Raw genomic sequence first — 23,442 nt, forward strand, 5'->3', positions numbered from 1 at the left:
GGCCAAGTGGGACGGTGAGGGGTCAGACACCGGGCGTCGTCATCGGCCGGTAGTGAGAACCCGGATATGCGATGCAGACAGGCTTGTTCTTCAAGCATGCAGCCTGCTTGGCGCGTTCCCGGACCGCGCCAGAACACGACCGGTGACAAGCCAAAGCTGCGTGGACGCCTGCAGCCGACGGACCTGCCGCGCGGGAGGAGCGTGCATCGTTGGCCACTGCGCTGAAGGACAACGTCCCCGAACGCCGATCCAAGGCCGGCCTCCACCTGCGCCAATCGCCTCCGGAGAGGAGTGACCCATGCCCTGCAAGGCCGCATCACGGGCTTCTTCAAGGGCGGGCAGATTGGGAGAAGGTCTGCAGCGCGTTTGATGCCGCCGCAGGCAGAGCTTGCAGATCGTTCATCCGCGCTTTTGCGCCTGCGATTGAAAATCGCGGAGCGCTTCAGGTGTCACGCTCGACTCCCCGAGATCCACAATGATCCGATTCAGCTTGCCGGTGAAGTTGAACGGAACCTGATAGTCAGAGTCATCGACAGGCGTACCGGTATCGAGACCGACATCCAGGGTTTCATCCCAGGCAAAGGTGAAGGGCAGCGTACGCGGCAGGGAACGCCGTGCCACTTCCTGGCCGTCGACGGAAAGCGTACCCGATCCGCCTCGCGAGAACGGGGCGCCGTTCGCGTCCATCTGCCAGTCGAAGACAAGAGTGTGCCGACCGGGCGACAGCGCGACCGCGGCTTCCCATTTCGGTCGCTCCATGCCCAGCAGGTTCATTGTAAACACAGGCTTGCCCTCGCGCAGGTACAGGCCCCAGCCGGCAAAGCGGCCGCCTTGGGTAATCAGCATCCCGTTGGCCCCGCCCTGCGGCACCTCGATTTCGGCCGAAATTCGATATGAGCGATTGAGGATATTGGGCGCCGAATTCGCCTGAATGCCGAAGACCGGCGCTGTATAGATGAATTGCTTGCGGCCGGCGGCCGGGCCCGGTCGTGGCGTGATCATACCCGTGATCACCGAATTGTTTACAGGAAGCACTTGATAGCGGGTCGCTTCCACAAGCCAGAGCTCCTGCATGACACGCAGTCGCTCAGGCTCCTGTCTCGCAAGATCGTTCAACTCTGTGGGATCCTGCGCGAGATTGTACAGCTCCCAATTGTAGCCGTTGATCGCATCATCGGGAACCGGGGCGCCCGGATTCCACGGCGTGGCTATGGGTGTCGTGCACGCGACCCATCCGTCGTGGTAGATCGCGCGGTTGCCGAAGATTTCGAAATACTGGGTCTTGCGATGGGACGGCGCATCCGCGTTGGGCTTGTCCCAGGTGTACACAACACTGGTGCCTTCCACCGGCGCTTGTGCAATCCCGTTCACCATGGTGGGAGGTGGAATGCCGATCGCTTCGAGCAGCGTTGGCACAATATCAATCACGTGATGAAACTGCATTCGTATTCCGCCCTTATCGGCGATACGCTTTGGCCAGGAGATTGCCATACCATTGCGTGTGCCGCCGAAGTGCGACGCCACCTGTTTGGTCCAGCGATAAGGCGTATTGAATGCGAACGTCCATGGCACGGCCATGTGATTATAGGTGCGGTCGCTGCCCCAGGCCTCGATCAGCGGCAACTGCTGCTCGACCGTGAATGACTGAAGATTGAAATAGGCGACCTCATTCGGCGTGCCGTTCATGGAGCCTTCGGCACTGCTGCCGTTATCGCCGCTGATGTAGATGATCAGCGTATTGTCGAATTGTCCGAGATCTTCGACCGCCTGGATGACGCGGCCGATCTCGTGGTCGGTGTAGGCGAGATAGGCCGCATAGACCTCCACCTGCCGCGTGAAGAGCCTCTTCTCGTCGATCGTCAGGCTATCCCACCGCTTCAGGAAATCCGGCCACGGCGGCAATTGCGCGTTCGCCGGAATCACGCCCAGCGTCTTCTGATTGTCGAAGATCTGACGGGCAAGCGTTTCCCAACCGGCGTCGAACTTGCCCTTGAACGTCTCGATCCAGTCTTTCGGCGGCTGGTGCGGCGCGTGCGTGCCGCCTGGCGCGTAGTGGATGAACCAGGGACGGTTGGGCGTGACCGCCGCAAGCGTCCTGATGTGGCTGATGGCATCGTCGGCCATCGCGGTCCCGAGATTCCAATCCTTCCGTCCGACGTAAGGATGGATCGGTGTTGTGTTGCGGAAGAGGTTGCCCGGCTGCCATTGGCTCGTATCGCCGCCGACGAACCCGAAGAAATAGTCGAAGCCCATGCCGACAGGCCAATTGCCGAACGGGCCGACGGGATTGGCTTCCCACGCAGGGATATTGTGGTTCTTTCCGAACCAGGCGGTGGAATAACCGTTCAGACGCAGCGTCTGCGCCACCGTGGCTTTCTCCGGCGGAATAATCGAGTTGTATCCGGGAAAGCCCGAAGACATTTCCGAGATATTTCCGGTCCCTGCCGAGTGATGGTTGCGGCCCGTGAGCATGGCTGCACGCGTGGGCGAGCAAAGGGCCGTGGTGTGGAAGGCCGTGTATCGAAGACCGGCCGCAGCGATCTTGTCGAGCGCGGGGGTCGGGATGAGGCCGCCGAAGGTCGACGGCGCGCCGAAACCGACGTCGTCGGTCAGGATCAGAAGTACATTGGGCGCGCCCTCCGGGGCAGCAACCGCGGGCGGCCAAGCGGCAACGCTATCCTTTGCCGTCGGCATGATCGTGCCGCTGAATTGCGGCGTTGGCGTCGGCAACACACGGCTGTTCGGGAACTCGACGGCATTCGGCGCCCCTGGGCTTCCACGGAGCTGCGCGTGGACAGCGGTTCCTGTCACAGCCAGAGCGGCCGTTCCGGAGAGCAGGGCACGGCGGGTTGGACGGAACGTTGCGCCTTCGGGGGGCGTCGGCAAATCAATATTCGGCGCTGTCTCAGAGGGCTCGCTTTTCTTGATCATCGCAGTCCTCCCGCTGAGGCCGATCGCGTTCGATGCCCGGATCTGACGACGCAACGAAAGCCAAGATGGCTCGTCGAAGTGTCGACTGCCTCGGCATGTCGCGCCGCCGGACGGTAGCGTTGGCAGTAGTTCGGCGAGCACAAGTGTGAACCGCCCTTGATCACCTTCCGGGGAATGTTGATCTCCGGCTGACCAGGGTCGTAGCTGCCTTCCACGCATCCGCCACGCGGATTCATCGGGATACAGCAAGCCTTGGGCGCATCGCCCTCATGCCTTGGCGCATACCAGTCGGTCGTCCACTCCCAGACATTGCCGATCATGTCGTGCAGGCCGTAGCCGTTGGGCGGGAACGCGGTCACCGGCGAGGTGCGCTCGTAGCCGTCCAGGGCGAGATTCTCGTGCGGGAAGGCGCCTTGCCAGGTATTGGCCATGTGCCGGCCGCCCGGCGTGAGCTTGTCGCCCCAGGCGAATTCGGCCCCGTCGAGACCGCCGCGCGCGGCGTATTCCCACTCAGCCTCGGTCGGGAGGACCTTGCCCGCCCAGGCTGCGTAGGCATCAGCGTCGGCGTAGGCGACGTGCACCACCGGGTGATCGTCAAGGCCGGCGATCGAGGAGCCCGGCCCGTAGGGCCGCCGCCAATGCACGCCGAATCTGAAGCGCCACCATGCGCTCCAATCGTGCAGTTCGACCGCGCCCCTGGGCGGCTTGAACACGAGCGAGCCGGGCTTCAGCATGTGCGGCAACGCGCCGGGGTAGTCCTTCGGGTCGGGCCGGCGCTCGGCCATCGTCACGTAGCCGGTGGCGCGCACGAAGGTCCGGAAATCGGCATTGGTGACCGGCGTGCGGTCGATCCAGAAGCCGTCTATGCAGACTCGATGGACCGGGGCCTCTTCCGGATAGTGCCGGTCCGAACCCATCCGGAACGTCCCTCCAGGCACAAAGACCATGTCCGGCGAGGGATCTGACGACATGGCGAACCGGTGGAGGATGGGAACTCTCGGCATCGCGCGCGCCTCAACGCGGACCAACGAGAATGCCTGCTGAAGGCGTGAAGCAACGTATCAAGTCTGCGCACGGCAGCTTGACCGAATGGGACAGGGGATCGGTTTCGGCTCGGAAGCGCACTGTCCCATCCGGCTAGATCTGATGGAAGTTTTTCTGAGCCTGCGTGCCACGGTCCGCACCCGTAGGCCGAGATACCGGATCTCCGGATACTCTTCGCTTCAGCCCCGATCGAAAGAGCCCCTTTCGACGGCCCGTTCAGGGGCGGCACAGGCCGATATGGGACGTCTGTCTAGCCCGCTGGGGCGCCCAAAAGCCGCCGTTCAGATCTCGGCCCAATCCGGCGGGCTGCCTCGTGTTACGATAGCAGTTTCGGGTGCCGCGCATGATCGGCGGAGAACGGGCGCGCCGTGCGGGTAAGCCGTGCGGCCCTTACGGAAAGGCGCTAAAGGCGCTCCATGTCAGACGCTCTGTTTTCGCCGGCCGTGGCTCGCAACGCCGGACCCATCGTCGAAGTCCTGAAGCGCGTCATGCCGCCCGACGGCCTCGTTCTCGAGATCGCAAGCGGGTCTGGTGAGCACGCCGTTCACTTCGCCAATGCGATGCCCGCGCTCTATTGGCAGCCCAGCGATCCAGACGAAGCGGCGCGCCGCAGCATCGGCGCCCATGCGCGGGCCTCGGGCCTGTCCAACATTCGTTCGCCGCTCGCGATCGATGCGGCCCGTCCGCCATGGCCGGTGGCGCGGGCCGATGCGCTCGTCGCGATCAACATGATCCATATCGCGCCCTGGGACGCCACCACCGGGTTAATGGCCGGCGCGGGCGCAACGCTTCCGGCGGGGGGCGTTCTCTATCTCTACGGTCCGTTCCGAGAGAATGGTGCCCACACCGCGCCGAGCAACACAGCGTTCGATGACAGCCTGCGAGCGAGGAACGCGTCCTGGGGCGTGCGTGACATCGAGGCCGTCGCGGCCGCCGCCAGGGCGCAGGGGCTACACCTTTTCGAGCGCGTCGCGATGCCGGCCAACAATCTGAGCCTGATCTTCCGTAAGACAGGCCAATCCCCTGCGCCTGTCCGGGAGGCATCGCTTTGACCTCATCGACCTCGACAAGCGCGGTCGTGATCGGCGCTTCCGGCGGCATCGGCCAAGCCCTGGTCTCCCGACTCGCCGCGAGTGAGGCCTATGCGCCGATCTTCGCGCTCTCCCGCTCGCAGCCGTCAGTCCCGCGTGGCGTCCGCACCCACTCGATCGACCTGGGCGACGAGGCGTCGATCGCCACGGCCGCGGCCAAGGTCGGTGAGGCCGGATCAGCCGGTCTGATCATCGTCGCGACCGGCATCCTTCATCAAGAGGGCGTCTTGCCCGAGAAGGCGCTCAAGACGCTCGATACCGCCGCCATGGCCGCCGTCCTTTCAATCAACACGATCGGCCCTGCGCTCGTCGCCAAGCATTTCGTGCCGTTGCTGGCGCGGGAGGGACGGTGCGTGTTCGCGGCGTTGTCGGCGCGGGTCGGATCCATCGAAGATAATCGGCTCGGTGGCTGGTACGCCTATCGCGCCTCGAAGGCGGCTTTGAACCAGATCCTACGGACCCTCTCGATCGAGGTGGCCCGCAGCCGACCGGACGCAATCGTCGTCGGCCTGCATCCGGGCACAGTCGCCTCCAACCTGTCGCGGCCCTTCCGGCCCGATCCGAGTGCCGAGGGTGTCTTTCAGCCCGATGAGAGTGCGGCTCATCTCCTGCGCGTGCTCGGCGACCTCGAAGTGAAGGATACCGGAGGCGTCTTCGCCTGGGACGGCACGCGTATCCCAGCCTAGGCGCGGCACCCGCTGACGCGCGTCATACGGTTTATGCCGGAGTGATAGCAGACGCCGAAGTCTGGTCTTCGTGTTGCCAGCATATTCGCCTCCAGAATGTGCCCCTTTCGGTTTTGTGAGGCGAACTCCTTCGGACCCTGAAGCGGCCGGGGTCCCTCGGTTGTCGTCGGCACTGTCTCGTCGGGGGACATCGACGCTGGCTCGCGCCGTGGGTCGGACCTGCAAGCCTTGCCTGTGTGCGGCCTGTCCGGCTCAGGGCGTCGGAAACCAGTTTCCGTGGAAACCTGGCGGGATCCGATGCCCGAGCCGGACAATCGCCAATGGGGGCGCCTCGAACGAGCGAGCATCGAGGATCGCAAAGTCCGTCGTTTCATGCGTCGTGTCGATCACGAAGCCCATCAGCCAGCCTTCGTCCTCACCAGCACCTTCGCTTGCAGGCATGAACACGAACTCGCCCGGGACGTGATGCTCGCCGAACGGGTGCACGCGGCGCTCACCCGTCTCAAGATCATGCTTGTAGAGCGTCGTCGCGCCGGCAAGCTGCGGATTGCCGTCTGCGGGTACGGACACCGTGTAGGCATACCGATATTTCTGCCCGAAGCGGCGCTCGTCGATGCGGGGAAACTCCTGCGCGGCTTGGTCGATCACGCGACGCTCGACGCGTTGCGTCGTGGGGTCCAGGGTCCAGCGCTCAAGCCGACCCAGCGTGTCGAGTTCGCCGCCCTCCGAGGCGAACATCGTCGGATAGGCGATCACGTCGAGGATCACGCGCCCATCGTCACCGTCGAAGGCGTTGACGGCATGGAAGACGAAACACGGCTCGACGTCGCACCACACGATGTCGGTGGCGCCCCCGTGACGAGGAAGCAGCCCGACCCGGGCGCGGTGAGCGCTGTTCCAGCGAAACGGGAAGCGGTGGCCGGCGAGCACGGCCCGCATCGAGAAGGTGACGGGAAGGTCGAGCACGATCACGAAGCGTGCCGTGATCGCGCAGTCGTGGACGCAGGGACCGTGCTGGACCGCGATCGGTACGTCGCGGACCACCTTGCCGGCCGCCGAGACGACGACGTGGCGGATGGCGTCCCAGACACGCCCGTCATAGGCGATCGCGTGGGTCTCGCCAGTGATCGGATCGCGGTGCGGATGCCCCGTGAAGGATCTAGCGAGCGTGCCCTCGAACGGATTGTAGCGTTGCGTCTCCAGGGTGTCGGAGAGTTCGACAGGGAAGCTGCCTGCTTCGACGACCGCGAAGGCGCGGCCCCCGATATCGACGACGTTGGTGTTGACGGTGTCGTTTGCGCCCCGACGCGGGCCGGGTGCGGCGGGCCGACCGAGGGCGGCGGCGGCCGTGCGCGAGCCGATCCACCGATTGCGGTACCACAAGGCTTTGCCATCCTTGATGGCAAGACCGTGCACCATGCCGTCGCCGAGAAACCAGTTGTGACCGCCCGACGCGGGCCGCACGGGGTTCGCGCCCATCTTGAGGTACCGACCGTCGAGCTGGGTCGGTATCGAGCCGATCACGGCGAGATCCTGCAGCGTCAGTTCCTCCCGCATCGGCTCGTGGATGCCGATCACGAAGGGGTTCGGAGTCTTTGGCAGCCGCGCCCGGTTGTAGGCAGCCACCAATTCGACGCCGCCTTCGAGGACAGCGCGGACGGCGGATCGAATGGGATTTGGCATCGGGAGCAATCCCTTGGGTGCGTCATGGGCAGAGATGCCCTCATGTCGAGGGCGACCCGGCTCCGACGATGCGGAGCGGGCAAGTCTGCGACCTCCGGCCTACCGGACCAGGACGACGGCTTTCCGCTCGTGGGACGGATGGTCGATCTGGGCGACGATGTACCCTGCCACGTCGGCTCGAGAGATCAGGCCGTTTCGCCAGGACGCGGGCTCGGTCAGGACCTTGTAGCGGCCTGTCGCGGCGCCGGGCGTCAGGACGCCGGGCCTGACGAGCGTCCAATCTAGGCTGCTCCTGCGGATGCGCATCTCCTGCGCGTCCTTGTCGTCGTAGGCGCGTCCGAACACCAAACGGAATGGCAGTTGCTGGAGAAGTCCGATCGCATCCCGGCTGTCGCCCGCACCGAAACCGGTGACGGCGATCAGCCGTTTCACCCCGGCGGTCTCCATTGCGGGCACGAGAAGGTTGGTCGCTTCCGAGAACAAGCGGACGGGCCTGATGAGATCCCTGGTCGGTACGCCCAGCGCCTGCACCACGACATCCACGCCATCGAGGGCGGCGGCGACATCGGCCGCATTCACCGCGTCGCCCGTGAACCGTTCCAAGCTCGGATCCGGAAGACCGATGCCGGCTGCAGACCGCGCGAAGGCGCGCACACGGTGCCCGGCCGCCAGAGCCGCCTTTGTGGTCACCAGGCCGATGCCCTTGCTGGCGCCTATGACGAGAACATGTGCCATGCTTGGTTCCTCACCACCGTGGTGTTCGACAAGACCGCATGGCGGGAAGCCGCGCTATGTGGCCCCTTGACCGGGGCCTGTCGGGTGTGAGTGGCCCGAAGGGGGATCGCGCTTGTTCACGGGCCTGTGGCAACGATCGTGGGCGGCCGAACCAGACCGAGAGTATGACGCCATGAGCGGGAGCAAGCTCTGGAACCGCGTTGCCACAATGGGGTGGGCGTCGACGCGACCGAGACGCTCATCAGTCTCCGTGCAAGGGATCTCGGCGGCTTCGAGATTCGACGCGCCGTGCCGGCACCGGATCGCCGGACGGTTCGGGCATGCCGTGTCTTCCACCAAGCCGGCCCCGCCGCACGTCTGACGGGCCAGGGTATCGATGTCTGGCCGCATCCGCAGATCGGTCTCGCCACCGTGACCGGCCTCTGCCGCGGCGACGTCCATCGCCGGACCCGCCCCGGGGCCGATCGAGTCATCCGTCCGGGCGCAGTGGACTGGATGGTCGCGGGCCGCGGAGTCGCCCATTCGGAGCGCATTACGGCGACGGCGCGCGGCGGGCCGAACAGCCTGTTCGGGATCCAGACTGGGTTCGCTCTGCCGGAGAGCCACGAGGACGCGGCGTCGACCTTCGCGTGTCACGCTGACGAGCCGCCACCGCCGATCGGGATGCACGCGCAGAACCGACTTTTCATCCCGCGCTTTCGACAACAAAAAATGAATTATTTCGCTTGCCATATGATCCTGGCACACAGAATAATGCATGCCGCCAAGTCAATCTCGGAACCCGCGAGATGGTTCCGGCACGGGCAAGCAACCCGCCGACGTGCACGCCAATACTACAGCACGTCGCCGAATGTCAGCGCAGGGACGAGGGAGGAAGCTCATGGCCATGCCAGATGCCGTGCCGGGTACGGCAACGCCTAATACCAATCGATGGCTACAAATTGTGCTTGGCGTGATCTGCATGGTTGCAGCGGCCAACATCCAGTATGCGTGGACGCTGTTCGTCCCCGAGATCCAGAAGACCTTCAACTGGGACCGTGCCGCGATCCAGGTCGCCTTCACGATCTTCGTCGTCGTCCAGACCTGGCTGACCCCGATCGAGGGGTACTTCATCGACAAGTACGGTCCCAGCCGCGTCGTCATGTTCGGCGGTCTGATGACGGGCCTGGCCTGGGTCATCAACTCCTACGCCACGAGCTTGAGCGGCTTCTATCTCGGCTCCGTGGCCGGCGGTATCGGCGTCGGCTGCGTCTACGCCACCTGCGTCAACAACGCGCTCAAGTGGTTCCCCGACAAGCGCGGCCTGGCGGTCGGCCTCACGGCGGGCGGCTACGGCGCCGGCTCCGCACTCACCATCCTGCCGATCGCCAAGATGATCGACGGCGGCAATTACGCCCAGGCCTTCTTCATCTTCGGTCTGATCCAGGGCGCGATCATCATGGCCGCCGCCATCGCCATGCGCGCGCCACTCAAGAACCAGGTGCCATTCTCCACCAAGGTCCTTCAGTCGCGGCGCGACTACACGCTGGCCGAGGCGCTGCGCACCCCCGTCTTCTATGTGATGCTGCTGATGTTCACCTGCACGGTGACGGGCGGCCTGATGGCGGTGGCCCAGCTCGGCGTGATCGCGCAGGATCTCGGGGTGAAGAACTTCCAGGTCAACCTGTACTTCTTTGCCATGGCGGCGCTGCCCTTTGCGCTGATGCTCGACCGGATCATGAACGGCATCTCGCGCCCGCTCTTCGGCTTCATCTCGGACCGGATCGGACGGGAGAAGACCATGTTCATCGCGTTCGCGATGGAGGGTATCGGCATCGTGGCACTGGGCTATTTCGGTTCCAATCCGTGGGCCTTCGTCATCCTGTCCGGGGTGGTGTTCCTGGCCTGGGGCGAGGTCTACTCGCTGTTCAGCGCCACCGCTGCCGACACGTTCGGCTCCAAGCACATCGGCAAAATCTACGGCGTGCTCTACTGCGCCAAAGGCTTCGCGGCGCTGTTCGTGCCGGTGGGCAACCTGATCATGCAGGCGACCGGCACCTGGGCCACGGTCCTCTACACGGTGGCGAGCATGGACCTGATCGCCGCCTTGCTGGCGATCGCGGTGCTGCGGCCGATGCTCAAGCAGCACCACAAGGCAAACAACGACGCGGCAGCTCCCAAGCTGGCGCTGGCTCACGCCTGAGCGTCGGGCTCGGCCACGGCGCGGCCCGGCGAAAGCCTCAAGGCCCCGGCTCCGGAATTCCGGAGCCGGGGTCGTGCTGACCGGCCAAGTTGCGGCACCCGCATGCCTATCGCATCTCCGGGACGCATGCGCGTCGCAGACAGCCTGGAACACTCGGGCCTCCAGCCACCATCGCGTCAGGCACCGCTTTCCAGGCCCCCGTTTTCAAGCGGCCTCCCAGGTGCGCTCCGGCGCGTTCCTCGGATTTGATGCCAAGATCGATTTTTCGGCGCTCTCGGAGCTCGACTGTGCTGCAGCCACCTGAGACCTCTTTGGGTCTAATCTCGATCGGACAGACTGTGAGCCTGCGTGAGCAGGCCTACGACCGCATCAAGCGATCGATCCTCGCGATGGATCTCTACGACGGATCGGCACAGATCCGGCTGAACGAACACCAGATTGCGCAAGATCTCGGCATCAGCCGAACGCCAGTCCGAGAAGCCCTGACGCTTCTGGAACGGGAGGGCTTCGTAAGCACGGTGCCACGCCGCGGACTCTTCGTGACGCGCAAGACCAAGCGCGAAGTCATCGAGATGATCAGGGTCTGGGCCGCGCTGGAGGGCTCGGCAGCTCATGCCGCCGCCACGCACGCCACGGACGCCGATCTCCGCGACCTGAGCAAAGTCTTCCAGGATTTCGATCCCTCGGCATTGCCTGTTCATTTGACCGCTTATGAGGAAGCCAACCTCGATTTTCACCAGATGATCATCCGTCTCGGCGGCTGTGGATTGATGGTCGAGATGACGACCAACCTGTTCATCCACATGCGGGCGGTTCGATCGGCCTTCCTCCATCGGTCGGGGCGGTATGAAGTCTCGATGCGCGAGCATGCCGCCATCATCACCGCGCTGCAGGAACGCGACGCCGATCAGGCTGCGGTCCTCGTTCGCGATCATGCACTTGGTTTGATCGCCCACGTCGAAGCACATTGGGCGTGGCCAGAAGAATAAGGGACATCTCTGACGGAGGATCGACCCATGCTACCGTCCGTTCAGACCACCGACCTGCTCGGCCTCGGCTTCCTGATCATCGGCCTCGTCGGAGCGGGCGTTGCCAGCGCAAGCCGGTCGCCGCGTTTTGCAGAAGAGCCGCGTGAGGAACTCGCGGGCGGAGCGGTGCTTGTGGCGATCCTCGGGCTCGCCTTCGTACTTGCCGAATGACAGACACAGCGCAAGCAGGATCGGCCTCTTCGCGTGCGGCAGCGAACCAGCCCAGTGCCTCCGACGGTCGATCGGTCTGCTCCCGATACGTCTGAAGGGCCTTCCGGCGTCTGCGGAGTGAGATGTCCGTCACACCGCTTCCGGGACAGACATGCCCTAAAGCGGACGGCGTCTCCGCGCCTCCTGTGGAGACCAACGGTGCTTCGTCGGGGACAAACGCGAACGGCCAGGATCGAGGCGGCTTCCGTGCACGGGCAGCCTCTCGTCCGTTGACTCCCCGGGCATTCGCTGAGGTGGTCACGCAGGCGGGCGAATGAATCCCGGAGCCTCACCTGCCGGCCGAACCGAACTCCGGGACATCCTCAAGCGAGGCCGCGTGACGCGGCCCGTCATGGCTCAGGCCAGGGTCGGGACCGGGCCGGTGAAGCCCGCGGCCGGCTTGTCGCCGTCGAAGTGATTGGCGAGCGCGACCACGACTGCGAAGTTGGCGATGGCGGCAACGGGGAGGAAAGCGAGAGCGGCGAGCAAGGTCATCGGCGGCGTCCTGTTGTGCGGTGCGCAAGAAGCGATATCGCACTGCACGCCTTGTCTGGTATGCCACATACCTCAAACCCGATATGCAGAGATTGCATGAGCAGATCGGGATGAGTGGCGTCTGCCGAGTGCCGTCATGCGAAACGTCAAGTCGGGGTGACGCAAAGGCGGCCTGTCGAGGCGACAACAGGGGATCTATTCGACTTGCGATAAACCGATCATCTGCTTTCATTCCCGCCTCACTTGGCGGTCTGTCGCATCACTGTGAAAGTATAACACGCGGAATTTTCGTACCAATCTACCCCAAGTCGACGTTGCGGAACGGCCGACGGACAGCCGATTTCGGGATCTGTTCACGGCAGTCTGCGCGGCCGGCATGGATTGATAGGAGGTTGCCCGCCTTTTCGACCGGTCTTCTCCGAAGCGGCCGTTACACGTTCGGCCAGCCTACGCCATGCTGGATCAGGGTCAGTTCGGTCGCTGACGCTGCAGACGGTCCGACCTCACGTTATGCCCCTACAGAAAGCGATGATGGGGTGAGCCTCACCGCAGCGACAGGGTGCGGGGGAGGTCGGACAGGGGCTCGACCCCGTTGGCGGTGACGATCACGGTCTCCGAGGCGCCGACCGTCCAGGCTCCGTAAGAGCGCAGGGTCGCCGGCAGGTGGAAAACCATGCCGGGCTCGATGGGCCGGTCCTGTCCGGTGAAGAGCGAGAGCAGGCCGCCCTCCCCCCAGTCCGGGGCGAAGGCGACACCCATGGAGTAGCCGATCCGCTTGCGAAAGGCCGGACCGTAGCCCGCCGCATCGATGATGGCCTGTGCCGCCGCGTGCGGGGCGGCGCAGGGATGGCCGGGGCGGATCGCCGCGAGCGCCGCGTCGAGGGCGCGCAGGGCGCAATCCATCATCCGCAACGCCTCGGCCGGCGGCGGACCGATCCAGACGCTGCGCATCAGCGCCGCGTGGTACCGGGCGTGACTGCCGGCGAGTTCGAGGAAGACGGCGTCGCCCGGCTCCAGCCGGCGGCGGCGCCACGTCATGTGCGGCAGTCCGCTGCGCGGACCCGACGCGACCAGGGGCTCCATCGCCACGGCTTCGGACCCGGCTGCGATCGCGGCCCCAAGCATGGCGGCGGCGACGGCATTCTCGTCGGTGCCCGCCGCGCAGGCGTCGAGTCCTGCGGCGAGCCCGGCCTGCGCGTATCGAGCGGCGGCCCGGATCGCCTCCAGCTCAGCCGCCGACTTCACGGCCCGGAAGGGGGCGAGGAGGCCGGAGCCGTCGAGCAGCGGCCCGCTTCCGAGCGCGGCGTCGATCCGCCCCGCGAGCAAGGGCGAGACGAACCAGCCGTCCCGCTCCAGGGCCGGCCGGGTGAGCCCGCGCCCGCGCACGAGGGCCGCCAGGGCCTCGGCCGGGTCGGCGCCGTCCGGATAGGCCTGGATGTCGTCGAGCCAAGTGTTGGCGGCCGCGCCCGGCAATTCGAGCTGCCGGACCAGGAGGGCCGGGTTCCCCTCTACCGGTACGAGGAGGGCCTGGAAGGCGAAGTAGCCCGCCGTCTGGCGGCCGGTCAGCCAGTAGATCGTCTCCGGGCCGGTCACCACAAGGGCGTCGTGGCCGGCCGCCGCGATGGCGGCCCGGGCCGCCGCCTGCCGGGCGGCGAACTCCGCCTCCGGGAAGGCCGCCTCGCGGCCGCGCAGGCCTGTGAATTCGTGCATCGCGCCGCCCTCGCCCCAAACTCCGCTCAGACTCCGCTCAGACTTCGCTCAGACTTCGCTCAGGCGACGGATGATGCCCTGCTTGAAATTCTCGAGATGGGCCGCGATGGCGTCCGCCGCCGCCGCCGCGTCCTTCGCCCGCAGGGCGGCAACCACCGCGAGATGTTCGCGATGGACCGCCTCGAACCGCTCAGGCATCCGGCTCAGGTTGAACATCTGCGTCTTGAGCCGCAGATCCTTGATCGTCTTGGCGAGGATCGCGTTGTGGCTGTGATCCGCGATCAGGTCGTGGAAGCGCCGGTCGACCTCCCAGTTGCCCGGCGCGTCCGGGTCGCCCGCCGCCAGCAGCGCCTCCATCTGCCGCTGCAGATCCGCCAGCACCGCGTCGGCGATCCGGCCGGTGGCCAGCATGACGCTCTCCCGCTCCAGCAGACGGCGGACATGCAGGATCTCCACCAGTTCGCGCAGGGAGAATTCCTTGACCACGAGCATCCCCCCGGGCTGCCGTTCGATCAGCCCCTCGGTCTCCAGCCGTGACATCGCCTCGCGGGTCGGGGTCCGGGAGATGTCGAGCATCTCGGCGAGGCGGCGCTCGTGCAGCACGGTGCCGGCCGGAAGGTCGCGGCGGACGAGCATGTCGAGCAGCCGGTCGTAGGCCATCTGGCCGAGGCTCTGCTCGCGCCGGGCATTGAGCGCCGTCGTGTACGACGCGGCGTCGAGGGTTTTCATCGCGTCCTCCCGGAGCAGCCGGCCAGGCTGCTCCCCGTTTTCTTCTCCTCCGGCGCCGGCCTCGCGCCCGCCTACATGGCGGGCGTGCGGATCGGCGCCTTCGGGGCCGGGTCATAGCCGATCAACGGCGTGATGAGTTTGGCGTAGGTACCGTCGGCGACCATCTCGGCCAGGGCCTTGTTGACCGCGGCGTGCAGGTTCGGCTTGCCCTTCTTGATGGCGAAGCCCTTCTGGACCGTGCTGAGCGGGGTCTCGATCATCACCAGGGGGAGCTTGCGCGCCTTGATGGCGTAGTTGCCGGCCACCGCATCGTTGATCACCGCGTCGATGTTGCCGCCGACGAGGTCCTGCATGGCGTCCGCGGCGGTCTTGTAGCTCTTCAGGGTGGCGCCGTGCTCCTCGGCGAGCTTGCCGAAGGTCGAGGCCGAGAGCGCGCCGACATTGCGGCCCTTGAGATCCTCCGGCCCCTTGATGCCGGTATCCTTGCGGGTGACGATCCGCGCGCCGGATTCGAGCCAGCCGTCCGCGAAGGCGACCTGCTTCTGCCGGGTGGGAGTGATGTCCATCGATTCGCTGGTGATGTCGTACTGATCGGCCATCAGGCCCACCAGCAGGGCGTCGAACTTGATGTTGACCGGACTGTACGCGAGCCCGATCCGCCGGCAGACCTCGCGCATCACCCGGACTTCCAGCCCGTCGAGCTCGCCGCTCGGCGTGCGCATGCTGAACGGCGCGAAGGTGCTGTCCGTCGCCACGATCAGCTTTCCGGGCTCGATCAGCTCCAGCTTGCCCTCGGCCGCGCGGGTCGCGGGGGCGGCGAGCAGTCCGGCGCCGAGGCTGGCGCAGAGGGAGACGAGGGCTAGGACGTGGCGACGGTTCATGGTGATCTCCGGTCTCGAGACGGGGCGGGAAGTGTCGGCCGCGGCCCGTCCCGCGGCGGGGGAGGCTCAGGAGAGGCGGGCGTAGCGCCGCTCGAAATAGGCCGAGAGCTGCGACAGGATCGACGTAAGGCCGAGGTAGATCAGCGCCGCCGCGATGTAGAAGTCGAATGGCCGGAAGGTCGTGGCAATCATGAGCTGCGCGTAGAGCGTCAGCTCCACGACCGTGATCGTCGACAGGAGCGAGGTGTTCTTGACCGCCGAGATCGCCTCGTTGGTCAGCGACGGCAGGATCATGCGGAACACCTGCGGCAGGACGATCCGCACCATCATGATCCGCGGGTTCATGCCCAGGGCGAGCGCCGACTCGACCTGACCCCGGGGGATAGCCGCGAGCCCGGCCCGGATCGTCTCGGCCACGTAGGCGCCGCTGCTGACCCCCAGCGCGATGATGCCGGCCGTGATCGGCGAAAGCTTCACCCCTATCTGCGGCATGCCGAAATACACGATGAAGACCTGGATCAGGGTCGGCGTGCCGCGAATGAACCAGACGTAGAAGCTCGCGAGCGCTCGGAAGGGCGCGAAGGACGAGCGCTTGCCCAGCGCACCGAGCAGGCCGCAGACCCAGCTCACCAGGATGCTCGCCACCGTGACGCCGAGCACTACCAGGGTCGCCGAGAGGAAGCCGGGGCCGTAGGTGACGACCTCGTCCGAGAGGGTGAGCCACCATTCCTGCAACGTCGCGACGCTCATCGCTGTCCGATCTCCCCGGTGATGGGCCGGCGGCTCACGCTGTCTGTCCGAGCGCGGCGGGCTGGTGCAGCACGCGCCGGAGGAACTGGCGCAGCCGCTCGCTCCGGGGCGCGCCGATGATGTCGTCGGGCGGACCGTCCTCGGCGATCACGCCGCCGTCGAAGAACAGGGTGCGGGTGCCGACATCCCGGGCGAAGGCCATCTCGTGGGTGACGAGCAGCATCGTCATTCCGTCCGCCGCGAGGGAGCTGATCAGCGCCAGCACCTCGCCCACCAGCTCCGGATCGAGGGCCGAGGTGACCTCGTCGAACAGCATCACCTTGGGCGCCATCGCCAGGGCGCGCACGATCGCCACGCGCTGCTGCTGCCCGCCGGAGAGCTTCGACGGGTAGGCGTGCCGCTTCTCGTAGAGGCCGATGCGCTGGAGCAGCGCCTCCGCCTCCGCGACGGCCTGACGGCGCGGCATCCGCCGCACCCGGATCGGCGCCTCGATGACGTTCTCCAGCACGGTCATGTGCGGCCAGAGATTGTAGCTCTGAAAGACCATGCCGATCCGAGTGCGCAATTCGCAGAGCTGCTGCGGCGTCGGCTGGCGGCGGGCGCCCTGCTCGTAGTCGAAGGCGAAGCGCTCGAAATCCATGAAGCCGGATGTCGGCGTCTCGATGAGGTTCAGGCAGCGCAGGAACGTGCTCTTGCCCGAGCCGCTCGCGCCGATGATCGACACGACCTCACCCTCGTGGATGTCGAGGGAGATGCCCTTCAGGACCTCGTTGGCGCCGTAACTCTTGTGCAGCTTCCTGATCTTCAGGATCGGGGGCGCGGTCGTCTCGATCTGAGCCATCGTCAAACCTGATGTTATGCGATCATGCGCCGAATGATTGATTATACCTGCGCGTTATTCGCGCTATGACACTACATGTTTGCTCATCAAATCTCTTAATGTGGGGATTTTATTTCGATTTTGGCGCGGTTTTACGTTGCCAAATCCGATGCCATGTCTTAGCAGAGCCGGTATACCGCCGGCATTCAAGCGGTATTTTTGAGCATGGCTGCCTCCAACATGGTCATTGAGCCCATGGATCCCGGTATTCCCTGCGCGAGCGCGCCTGGCGCGTGCCTCATTGTTCAGCCGATCGACCGGGTCGGTCCGGCGCCGCGGCGGGCTCCGGCCGCGGAATCCCGGGGCGGCAACGGCCGCGCTCCCGCGATCCGCGCCGAACCCGACGTCGGGGAACGGCGGCTGGACGACGCGCGCACCGGTCAGCCGGCATGACCGGCCTCGCGATCGACCCGGATTTCTGCGCGGCGCTCTTCGCCGAGCTCCTCGGCTTCAGCCAGCACGCACCCGGCGTGACGCGGGCAGCCTACGGCGCTGGCGAGGAGCGCGCACACGCCCTGATGCGGGCCACCGGGCTGGCGCTGGGGCTCACCGCCGAGACCGACGCGGCCGGCAACCTGTTCCTGACGATGGCGGGACGCGACCCGACCCTGGCGCCCTGGATGGTCGGCTCGCACGTCGACACGGTGCCCCACGGGGGCAATTTCGACGGGGCGGCGGGCGTGATCGGCGGCCTCGCGGCCGTGGAGGCCCTGCGCCGGGCGGGCCTCGTGCCGGCGCGTCCCGTGACGGTGGCGGTGTTCAGGGCCGAGGAGAGCGTCTGGTTCCCGGCCTCCTATGTCGGCAGCCGGGCTGCCTTCGGCCTGCTGCCGCCGGAGGTTCTCGACCTGCCCCGCGCCGATACCGGCCGGAGCCTGCGGGACCACATGGCCGACCTCGGCCTGCGTCCGGAGGCGGTGGCGCGGGGCGAGCGGCTCCTCGATCCGGCGCGGATCCACGGCTTCGTGGAGATGCATATCGAGCAGGGACCGGCGCTGGAGGCGGCCGGGAGCCCGGTGGGGTTCGTCACGGCGATCAGCGGCAGCTTCCGCTATCGCAAGGCCGCCTGTTTCGGCCGCTACGGCCATTCCGGCGCCGTGGCGCGGAGCGCGCGCAGCGACGCCGTCTTCGCCCTCGCCGACCTGATCACCGGCCTGGATGCCCTCTGGGGAACACTGGAGGCGGAGGGCTGCCCGGCCACGATCACGCTGGGCGAGGTCGCCACCGACCCGGTCCAGCACGCCTTCGCCAAGATCCCCGGCGAGGTCCGCTTCTGCCTCGACGTGCGCAGCACCGAGCCCGTCGTGCTGGACCGGGTCGAGGCGGCGCTCGCCGAGCGCGTCGCCGCCATCGAGGCCGCCCGCGGCGTGCGCTTCGTCCTCGGCGAGCGCACCGGCAGCACCCCGGCGCGGATGAGCGCGGCACTCGTCGAGGCCCTGTCGGGCCACGCGCGCCGGCTCGGGATGCCGTTCCGCACGATGGCCAGCGGGGCCGGGCACGACACCGCGACGCTGGCCGGCCAGGGCGTGCCGAGCACGATGATCTTCATCCGCAACCAGAACGGCAGCCACAACCCCGACGAGGCGATGCGGATCGAGGATCTCTGCGCGGCCGCGACCCTGGTGGCCCACCTCGTCGCGGAAGCCTGAACCCCGCGCGCAAGAAAGGATGCACCGATGATCGTCGATCTGAACTGCGACATGGGCGAGGGCTTCGGCGTCTACCGCTTGGGCGACGACGCCGAGATGCTGACCGTGGCGACCTCGGCCAACATCGCCTGCGGCTTCCACGCCGGCGACCCTCTGGTGATGCACGAGACCCTGAGCCGCGCGGCCGCGAACGGCGTGCAGGCCGGCGCCCATCCGAGCTTCCTCGACCTCTGGGGCTTCGGCCGGCGGCCGATTCAGGGCGAGCGCCCGGCCGACATCGAGAAGGCGGTCCTTTACCAAGTCGGCGCCCTCCTGGCCCTGGCGCAGGATGCCGGCTGCCCGGTGCGCCACGTGAAGACCCACGGGGCGATGGGCAACATGGCCAACGAGGATGCCGACCTCGCCCTGGCGGTGGCCCGGGCGATCCGCACCCTCGACCGCGACCTGATCTTCGTGGTCATGCCCGGCCTGGAGACCGAGAAAGCCGGCGAGAAGCTCGGGCTGCCGATCGCTCGGGAGATCTACGCCGACCGGGCATACGCGGATGACGGCACCCTGGTGTCGCGCAAGCTCCCGGGCGCGGTGCTGCACGATCCCGATTCCGTGTCGGAGCGCGTGGCGCGGATGCTAGAGGACGGGGCGATCATCTGCCTGTCCGGGCGGCGCATCCCGACGCGGATCGACACGGTCTGCGTCCACGGCGACACGCCCGGCGCCGTCGCCATGGCGCACCGCCTGCGGGACGACTGCGCCGCCAAGGGGATCGCCCTGCGGCCGATGGCCGAGGTGCTCGGTGTCTGAGCCCGGCTACCGCCTCCTCGATAGCGGCGACCGGGCGCTCACGGTGGAGCTCGGCCGCGCGGTCGACCCCGCGATCAACGCGCAGGTCATCGCCCTCGACGCGGCGCTCCGCGGTGCCGGGCGCCCGGGGCTCCTGGAGACCGTGCCGACCTACCGCTCGCTCCTCGTCCTCTACGATCCGGACCTGCTACCCCGGGCCGATCTCGCGGCGCTGATCGCCGCGCACTGGCCGCCCCCGGACGGGGCGACGGGGTCGCTGCGCCGCTGGCGGGTGCCGGTCCATTACGGCGGCGCGCACGGCGCCGACCTCGCCGACCTCGCCGCCGGAGCCGGGCTCACCCCGGAGGCGGTGATCGCCCTCCATGCCGGCCGCGACTACCGCGTCTACATGATCGGGTTCGCCCCCAGCTTCGCCTATCTGGGCGGCCTCGATCCCCGGCTCCACGCGAGCCGGCGCACCGATCCGCGCCCCAGGACCCCGGCGGGCAGCGTCTCGATCGGCGGCAACCAGACCGGCGTCTCGCCGCCCCTGGAGCTGCCGAGCGGCTGGCAGCTCATCGGTCGCACGCCCGCGCGCTCCTACGATCCGGCCCGGGCCGAACCGTTCCTGTTCGCGGCCGGCGACCTGATCCGGTTCGAGCCGATCGACCGCGCCGCGTTCGACGCCCTCAGCGAGGCCGCCCGCGCCGGCGAGACCGTCGCGACCCTGGAGCGGATCGATGCCTGAGGGACTGCACGTCATCGCCCCCGGTGTTTCCGCGACCCTGCAGGATGGCGGGCGGCCGGGCTACCTGCGCTACGGCATCTCGGGGTCCGGGGCGATGGATCCAGACCTTCTGGCGCTCGCCAACGGCCTCGTCGGCAATCCGCTCGACGCCGCGGTAATAGAAATGGCGATGGTCGGTCCGACCCTCGTCTGCGAGACGGAGGTCTGCCGCGTCGCCCTCGCCGGGGCACCCTTCGCGATGAGCCTGAACGGCCGCGCCCTCGATCCGTTCACCGCTCACGACCTGCGGCGGGGGGATCGACTCATCCTCGGCGCCCCGCGGGAGGGCCTGCGCGCCTGCCTGGCGGTTGCCGGGGGCTTCGCCGTCGCGCCAATGCTCGGCAGCGTCGCGACGCACACCCGCACCCGTCTTGGCGGCCTCGACGGCAACCCCCTGGCCGCGGGCGACCTGCTGCCCCTCGCGGCGCCCGCGCCCCGCGACCGCCCGCTGACCCTGCCGCCGGCCCACCGGCCGACCTTCGGCGGCCCGATCCGTGTGGTGCTCGGGCCGCAGGCCGACGGCTTCACCAATGAGGGCCTGCGGACCTTCCTGTCCGAACCCTACACCCTCACGGCGCGGGCGGACCGGATGGGCTGCCACCTCGACGGGCCGCCGATCGCCCACGCGGACGGCTTCAACATCGTCTCGGACGGGATCGTGAACGGCTCCATCCAGGTACCCGGCCACGGGCGGCCGCTGATCCTGCTCGCCGACCGGCACACCACCGGCGGCTACCCGAAGATCGCCACGGTGATCTCGGCGGATCTCGGTCGCCTCGCGCAGGTGCGGCCAGGCGAGACGATCCGGTTCGCGGCCGTTGCCGTCGCGGAGGCCCAGGCCATCGCCCGCGCGGCGCGGCGCAGCCTGGACGCGCGGCTGGCGGCGCTGGTGCCGGCCGGCGGCGGCGCTCTCGACAGCGCGTTCCTGCTGTCCTGCAACCTCGTCGGCGGCGTCGTCTCGGCGCGCGCCCCGGATCCGGCGCCCTGACAGCGCCACCCCCTCCCCTGCGAAGCAAGAGACCGTCGATGCTCACGCCGTTCCATCTCGCCTACCACGTCACCGATCTCGACGCGGCCCGCCGCTTCTACGGCGGCGTCCTCGGCTGCCAGGAGGGCCGCAGCACCGAGACCTGGGTCGATTTCGACTTCTTCGGCCATCAGCTCTCGCTGCATCTGGGCGAGCCCTTCACCACCACCCGGAGCGGGAAGGTCGGCAATCACACCGTGATGATGCCGCATCTGGGCGTCGTGCTGCCGCTCGAGGCCTGGGAGGCACTCGCCGGCCGCATCGAGGCGGCCGGCATCGCCTTCGACATCCCGCCGGTCGTCCGCTTCGCCGGGGAGCCCGGCGAGCAGCGCACGATGTTCTTCTTCGACCCGAGCGGCAATCCGATCGAGATCAAGGGCTTCCGGGATCTGGCCGCCGTCTTCGCGCACTGAGGCTCAAGCGCCCTCCCCGTGGCAACGGCCCGTCGCCGGAGCGGCGACGGGCGGCCGGGGCGCACCGCCCGTCAGACGCGGCGGGCGTTCCAGAAGACGAACTGGCCGTCGACCACATCCCGGAGATCGCGCCGGAAGGCCGTCCGGTAGAAATACTGGCCGGTCGGCAGGTACGGCACGTCGCGCATCGCCAGCGTCTGCATCCGGGCCGCGATCGTCTTCCGCGCCGCCTGATCCGGCGCCTCGATCCAGGCCTCGCGCAGGCTCTCCAGCTCGGGCAGGTCCGGCCAGCCGAAGAAGCCCTTGGGGCCTCCGCAGCGCAGGACCTGCTCCACGACCGGGTTGGCCATGTCGAGGCCGGTCCAGGTCGTGTTGAAGATGTTCCAGCCGCCCTGGTCCGGGGGCGCCTTGCTGGCGCGGCGCGTGACCAGCGTGCCCCAGTCGGACACGACGTATTGCACGTTCATCCCGAGCCGCTGGAGCAGGTCGTGCATGATCTCGCCGAGGGCGCTGAGCACGGGATTCTCGCTCGTCGACATGAGCACGACGCGCTCGCCCGTGTAGCCGGCGGCCACGAGGTCGCGCTTGGCCTTGGCGAGATCGCGCGGCCGGGTGAGCACGTCGAGCCCGGCATCGGTGGCCATGGCGGTCCCCGGCGTGAACAGGCCGACATCCTTGCGCCACAACTTGGGATCGTCACCGGCCGCCGCCGCCATGAAGTCCGCCTGCGACAGGGCTTCGAGGACCACGCGACGGACCGCGGGCTTGTCGAAGGGCGGATAGAGGTGGTTCATGACGCCGGTGCCGAGATTTCCGAGCGGCGAGGCGAGCTGCGTGGCGATCTGCGGGCTGGCCTGGAGCGTCGGCACGAGATCGCTGATCGGGTTCTCCCACCAGTCGACCTCGCCGTTCTGGAGGGCGGCGGCCGCGGTTCCGGGATCCGGCATGACCTGCCACTCGACCCGCTCGAAATGGACCCGCTTCGGCCCCGCCACCCAGGACACCGGACCGTCGTCGCGGGGCCGGTAATCCGGGTTGCGGTCGTAGACCACGCGGGCGCCGACCAGCCGCTCCTTGGTGTTGAACCGGAACGGCCCGGAGCCGATCAGCTCGGGGATCTGCTGGGCCGGGTCGGTGGCGGCGAGACGCTCGGGCATGATGACGAGGACCGGTGGACCGAGCTTCGCCAGGGTCTCGAGCATCAGCCCATAGGGGCGCTTCAGGCGAATGACGAAGGTCCGGTCGTCCGGGGCCTCCAGGGCGTCGGTGCGGGCCATCAGGGCCTGCCCGAGACTGTCGCGCTGCGCCCAGCGCCGGATCGACGCGATGCAGTCACGGCCCCGCACCGGCTCGCCGTCGTGGAACTTCAGTCCTTCGCGCAGCCGGAAGGTCCAGCGCCGACCGTCATCCTCGACCGTGTGCCCCTCCACCATCTGCGGCTGCGGCGTGAACTGCGCGTCGAGGCCGTAGAGCTGGTCGAACACCATGAGCGCGTGGTTGCGGGTGACGTAGGCGGTGGTCGTCACCGGATCGACGATGGTCAGGTCGGATTGCGGCACGAAGCGCAGGACGCTCGCCCGGCCGCCCTGGGCCAGGGCCGGGCGTGCCGGCAGGAAGGGGGCGGCGGCCGCGGCGGCGGCACCGCCGAGGAAGGTTCGTCGCAGCATGGAGGTCACTCCTGGCTTTCCGGGTCAGGCGGGCGGGGACGGTTGCGCCGGGCGGCGCTTCGCGAGGCAGCCTTCTGCGGGCGCGCA

The 23,442-nt window shown here is 67.5% G+C and carries 22 protein-coding genes and 1 pseudogene; 12 read left to right on the top strand and 11 right to left on the bottom strand.

Annotated elements, in window-relative coordinates; translation table 11 throughout:
- Positions 1-399: 399 nt before the first annotated feature.
- Together MCBMB27_RS12975 and MCBMB27_RS12980 are read right to left on the bottom strand one after the other, a co-directional pair.
- The gene (locus MCBMB27_RS12975; RefSeq protein ID WP_083683513.1) at positions 400-2,931 is read right to left on the bottom strand and encodes an arylsulfatase; all 2,532 of its coding nucleotides are present in this window, start codon (positions 2,929-2,931) and stop codon (positions 400-402) included.
- Positions 2,928-3,935 (bottom strand): formylglycine-generating enzyme family protein, encoded by a 1,008-nt coding sequence (locus MCBMB27_RS12980; protein WP_075381955.1) that lies wholly within the window; start codon positions 3,933-3,935, stop codon positions 2,928-2,930. The genes MCBMB27_RS12975 and MCBMB27_RS12980 overlap by 4 nt, the downstream gene beginning before the upstream one ends.
- A gap of 456 nt (positions 3,936-4,391) precedes the next feature.
- Between MCBMB27_RS12980 and MCBMB27_RS12985 the strand changes: the two genes are divergently transcribed.
- Together MCBMB27_RS12985 and MCBMB27_RS12990 are read left to right on the top strand one after the other, a co-directional pair.
- Positions 4,392-5,027, top strand: a complete 636-nt coding sequence (locus MCBMB27_RS12985; protein WP_075380614.1) for a DUF938 domain-containing protein — start codon at positions 4,392-4,394, stop codon at positions 5,025-5,027.
- A complete protein-coding gene (locus MCBMB27_RS12990) occupies positions 5,024-5,752 on the top strand; it encodes an SDR family NAD(P)-dependent oxidoreductase (RefSeq protein ID WP_075380615.1) in 729 nt (242 codons plus the stop codon). Before MCBMB27_RS12985 ends, MCBMB27_RS12990 begins: the two co-directional genes overlap by 4 nt.
- A 252-nt stretch (positions 5,753-6,004) precedes the next feature.
- Here the strand turns inward: MCBMB27_RS12990 and MCBMB27_RS12995 are convergent, their stop codons facing one another.
- Positions 6,005-7,435, bottom strand: a complete 1,431-nt coding sequence (locus tag MCBMB27_RS12995; RefSeq protein WP_075380616.1) for an 8'-apo-carotenoid 13,14-cleaving dioxygenase — start codon at positions 7,433-7,435, stop codon at positions 6,005-6,007.
- Between the two features lie 99 nt (positions 7,436-7,534).
- Positions 7,535-8,170, bottom strand: a complete 636-nt coding sequence (locus MCBMB27_RS13000; protein WP_043347254.1) for an NAD(P)-dependent oxidoreductase — start codon at positions 8,168-8,170, stop codon at positions 7,535-7,537.
- A gap of 213 nt (positions 8,171-8,383) precedes the next feature.
- Between MCBMB27_RS13000 and MCBMB27_RS30560 the strand changes: the two are divergent.
- From MCBMB27_RS30560 to MCBMB27_RS13020, 4 genes and pseudogenes are all read left to right on the top strand, one after another.
- Positions 8,384-8,833, top strand: a pseudogene (locus tag MCBMB27_RS30560) (pirin family protein); the annotation flags it as partial.
- Positions 8,834-9,050: 217 nt separating this feature from the next.
- Positions 9,051-10,352, top strand: coding sequence for an oxalate/formate MFS antiporter (gene oxlT / locus MCBMB27_RS13010; RefSeq protein WP_051044668.1), 1,302 nt, complete (start codon positions 9,051-9,053; stop codon positions 10,350-10,352).
- Positions 10,353-10,639: 287 nt separating this feature from the next.
- Entirely contained in the window at positions 10,640-11,341 is a 702-nt protein-coding gene (locus tag MCBMB27_RS13015; RefSeq protein WP_051044669.1) for a GntR family transcriptional regulator, read from the top strand.
- Positions 11,342-11,368: 27 nt separating this feature from the next.
- Positions 11,369-11,551, top strand: a complete 183-nt coding sequence (locus MCBMB27_RS13020; RefSeq protein WP_043347259.1) for a hypothetical protein — start codon at positions 11,369-11,371, stop codon at positions 11,549-11,551.
- Between the two features lie 396 nt (positions 11,552-11,947).
- On the opposite strand, the gene MCBMB27_RS30235 is transcribed toward MCBMB27_RS13020, so the two are convergent.
- The 6 genes from MCBMB27_RS30235 to MCBMB27_RS13045 all read right to left on the bottom strand — a co-directional run bounded on the left by MCBMB27_RS30235 (position 11,948) and on the right by MCBMB27_RS13045 (position 16,996).
- A complete protein-coding gene (locus tag MCBMB27_RS30235; protein WP_164706370.1) occupies positions 11,948-12,085 on the bottom strand; it encodes a hypothetical protein in 138 nt (45 codons plus the stop codon).
- A gap of 543 nt (positions 12,086-12,628) precedes the next feature.
- Complete coding sequence (locus MCBMB27_RS13025; protein ID WP_075380618.1) at positions 12,629-13,795, bottom strand: M24 family metallopeptidase; 1,167 nt, start codon at positions 13,793-13,795, stop codon at positions 12,629-12,631.
- Positions 13,796-13,843: 48 nt separating this feature from the next.
- The gene (locus tag MCBMB27_RS13030) at positions 13,844-14,524 is read right to left on the bottom strand and encodes a GntR family transcriptional regulator (RefSeq protein ID WP_075380619.1); all 681 of its coding nucleotides are present in this window, start codon (positions 14,522-14,524) and stop codon (positions 13,844-13,846) included.
- Between the two features lie 71 nt (positions 14,525-14,595).
- Complete coding sequence (locus MCBMB27_RS13035) at positions 14,596-15,405, bottom strand: transporter substrate-binding domain-containing protein (RefSeq protein ID WP_043758608.1); 810 nt, start codon at positions 15,403-15,405, stop codon at positions 14,596-14,598.
- Between the two features lie 66 nt (positions 15,406-15,471).
- Positions 15,472-16,155 (bottom strand): amino acid ABC transporter permease, encoded by a 684-nt coding sequence (locus tag MCBMB27_RS13040; protein ID WP_043758610.1) that lies wholly within the window; start codon positions 16,153-16,155, stop codon positions 15,472-15,474.
- A 34-nt stretch (positions 16,156-16,189) separates the two neighbouring features.
- Complete coding sequence (locus MCBMB27_RS13045; protein WP_075380620.1) at positions 16,190-16,996, bottom strand: amino acid ABC transporter ATP-binding protein; 807 nt, start codon at positions 16,994-16,996, stop codon at positions 16,190-16,192.
- Between the two features lie 204 nt (positions 16,997-17,200).
- On the opposite strand from MCBMB27_RS13045, the gene MCBMB27_RS13050 reads away from it, so the two are divergent.
- The 6 genes from MCBMB27_RS13050 to MCBMB27_RS13075 are packed head-to-tail and all read left to right on the top strand — an operon-like array spanning position 17,201 to position 21,688.
- On the top strand, positions 17,201-17,428 hold the full coding sequence (locus MCBMB27_RS13050) for a hypothetical protein (protein ID WP_075380621.1): 228 nt from the start codon (positions 17,201-17,203) through the stop codon (positions 17,426-17,428).
- On the top strand, positions 17,425-18,681 hold the full coding sequence (locus tag MCBMB27_RS13055; protein WP_053610069.1) for a Zn-dependent hydrolase: 1,257 nt from the start codon (positions 17,425-17,427) through the stop codon (positions 18,679-18,681). Before MCBMB27_RS13050 ends, MCBMB27_RS13055 begins: the two co-directional genes overlap by 4 nt.
- 27 nt (positions 18,682-18,708) lie before the next feature.
- Positions 18,709-19,482, top strand: a complete 774-nt coding sequence (locus tag MCBMB27_RS13060) for a LamB/YcsF family protein (RefSeq protein WP_043758616.1) — start codon at positions 18,709-18,711, stop codon at positions 19,480-19,482.
- Positions 19,475-20,209, top strand: a complete 735-nt coding sequence (gene pxpB, locus MCBMB27_RS13065) for a 5-oxoprolinase subunit PxpB (RefSeq protein WP_053610070.1) — start codon at positions 19,475-19,477, stop codon at positions 20,207-20,209. The genes MCBMB27_RS13060 and pxpB overlap by 8 nt, the downstream gene beginning before the upstream one ends.
- A complete protein-coding gene (locus MCBMB27_RS13070) occupies positions 20,202-21,236 on the top strand; it encodes a 5-oxoprolinase subunit C family protein (RefSeq protein WP_075380622.1) in 1,035 nt (344 codons plus the stop codon). Before pxpB ends, MCBMB27_RS13070 begins: the two co-directional genes overlap by 8 nt.
- A 38-nt stretch (positions 21,237-21,274) precedes the next feature.
- Positions 21,275-21,688: a VOC family protein gene (locus MCBMB27_RS13075; protein ID WP_043357614.1), complete on the top strand. Its 414-nt coding sequence runs from the start codon at positions 21,275-21,277 to the stop codon at positions 21,686-21,688.
- A gap of 71 nt (positions 21,689-21,759) precedes the next feature.
- Here the strand turns inward: MCBMB27_RS13075 and MCBMB27_RS13080 are convergent, their stop codons facing one another.
- Positions 21,760-23,355, bottom strand: coding sequence for an ABC transporter substrate-binding protein (locus MCBMB27_RS13080; protein WP_053610072.1), 1,596 nt, complete (start codon positions 23,353-23,355; stop codon positions 21,760-21,762).
- Positions 23,356-23,442 lie beyond the last annotated feature (87 nt).

The organism is Methylobacterium phyllosphaerae, assembly GCF_001936175.1.
GTDB lineage: Bacteria > Pseudomonadota > Alphaproteobacteria > Rhizobiales > Beijerinckiaceae > Methylobacterium > Methylobacterium fujisawaense.

Bases quoted from the DNA above. Each gene is read 5' to 3' on its own strand.
- MCBMB27_RS30235 (WP_164706370.1), bottom strand. From the start codon at position 12,085: ATGACCTTGCTCGCCGCTCTCGCTTTCCTCCCCGTTGCCGCCATCGCC.
- MCBMB27_RS13035 (WP_043758608.1), bottom strand. From the start codon at position 15,405: ATGAACCGTCGCCACGTCCTAGCCCTCGTCTCCCTCTGCGCCAGCCTC.
- MCBMB27_RS12980 (WP_075381955.1), bottom strand. From the start codon at position 3,935: ATGCCGAGAGTTCCCATCCTCCACCGGTTCGCCATGTCGTCAGATCCC.
- oxlT (WP_051044668.1), top strand. From the start codon at position 9,051: ATGGCCATGCCAGATGCCGTGCCGGGTACGGCAACGCCTAATACCAAT.
- MCBMB27_RS12985 (WP_075380614.1), top strand. From the start codon at position 4,392: ATGTCAGACGCTCTGTTTTCGCCGGCCGTGGCTCGCAACGCCGGACCC.
- MCBMB27_RS13025 (WP_075380618.1), bottom strand. From the start codon at position 13,795: ATGCACGAATTCACAGGCCTGCGCGGCCGCGAGGCGGCCTTCCCGGAG.
- MCBMB27_RS13000 (WP_043347254.1), bottom strand. From the start codon at position 8,170: ATGGCACATGTTCTCGTCATAGGCGCCAGCAAGGGCATCGGCCTGGTG.
- MCBMB27_RS12995 (WP_075380616.1), bottom strand. From the start codon at position 7,435: ATGCCAAATCCCATTCGATCCGCCGTCCGCGCTGTCCTCGAAGGCGGC.
- MCBMB27_RS13070 (WP_075380622.1), top strand. From the start codon at position 20,202: ATGCCTGAGGGACTGCACGTCATCGCCCCCGGTGTTTCCGCGACCCTG.
- MCBMB27_RS13040 (WP_043758610.1), bottom strand. From the start codon at position 16,155: ATGAGCGTCGCGACGTTGCAGGAATGGTGGCTCACCCTCTCGGACGAG.
- MCBMB27_RS12975 (WP_083683513.1), bottom strand. From the start codon at position 2,931: ATGATCAAGAAAAGCGAGCCCTCTGAGACAGCGCCGAATATTGATTTG.
- MCBMB27_RS13050 (WP_075380621.1), top strand. From the start codon at position 17,201: ATGGCTGCCTCCAACATGGTCATTGAGCCCATGGATCCCGGTATTCCC.
- MCBMB27_RS13030 (WP_075380619.1), bottom strand. From the start codon at position 14,524: ATGAAAACCCTCGACGCCGCGTCGTACACGACGGCGCTCAATGCCCGG.
- MCBMB27_RS13045 (WP_075380620.1), bottom strand. From the start codon at position 16,996: ATGGCTCAGATCGAGACGACCGCGCCCCCGATCCTGAAGATCAGGAAG.
- MCBMB27_RS13075 (WP_043357614.1), top strand. From the start codon at position 21,275: ATGCTCACGCCGTTCCATCTCGCCTACCACGTCACCGATCTCGACGCG.
- MCBMB27_RS13055 (WP_053610069.1), top strand. From the start codon at position 17,425: ATGACCGGCCTCGCGATCGACCCGGATTTCTGCGCGGCGCTCTTCGCC.
- MCBMB27_RS13080 (WP_053610072.1), bottom strand. From the start codon at position 23,355: ATGCTGCGACGAACCTTCCTCGGCGGTGCCGCCGCCGCGGCCGCCGCC.
- MCBMB27_RS13060 (WP_043758616.1), top strand. From the start codon at position 18,709: ATGATCGTCGATCTGAACTGCGACATGGGCGAGGGCTTCGGCGTCTAC.
- MCBMB27_RS13020 (WP_043347259.1), top strand. From the start codon at position 11,369: ATGCTACCGTCCGTTCAGACCACCGACCTGCTCGGCCTCGGCTTCCTG.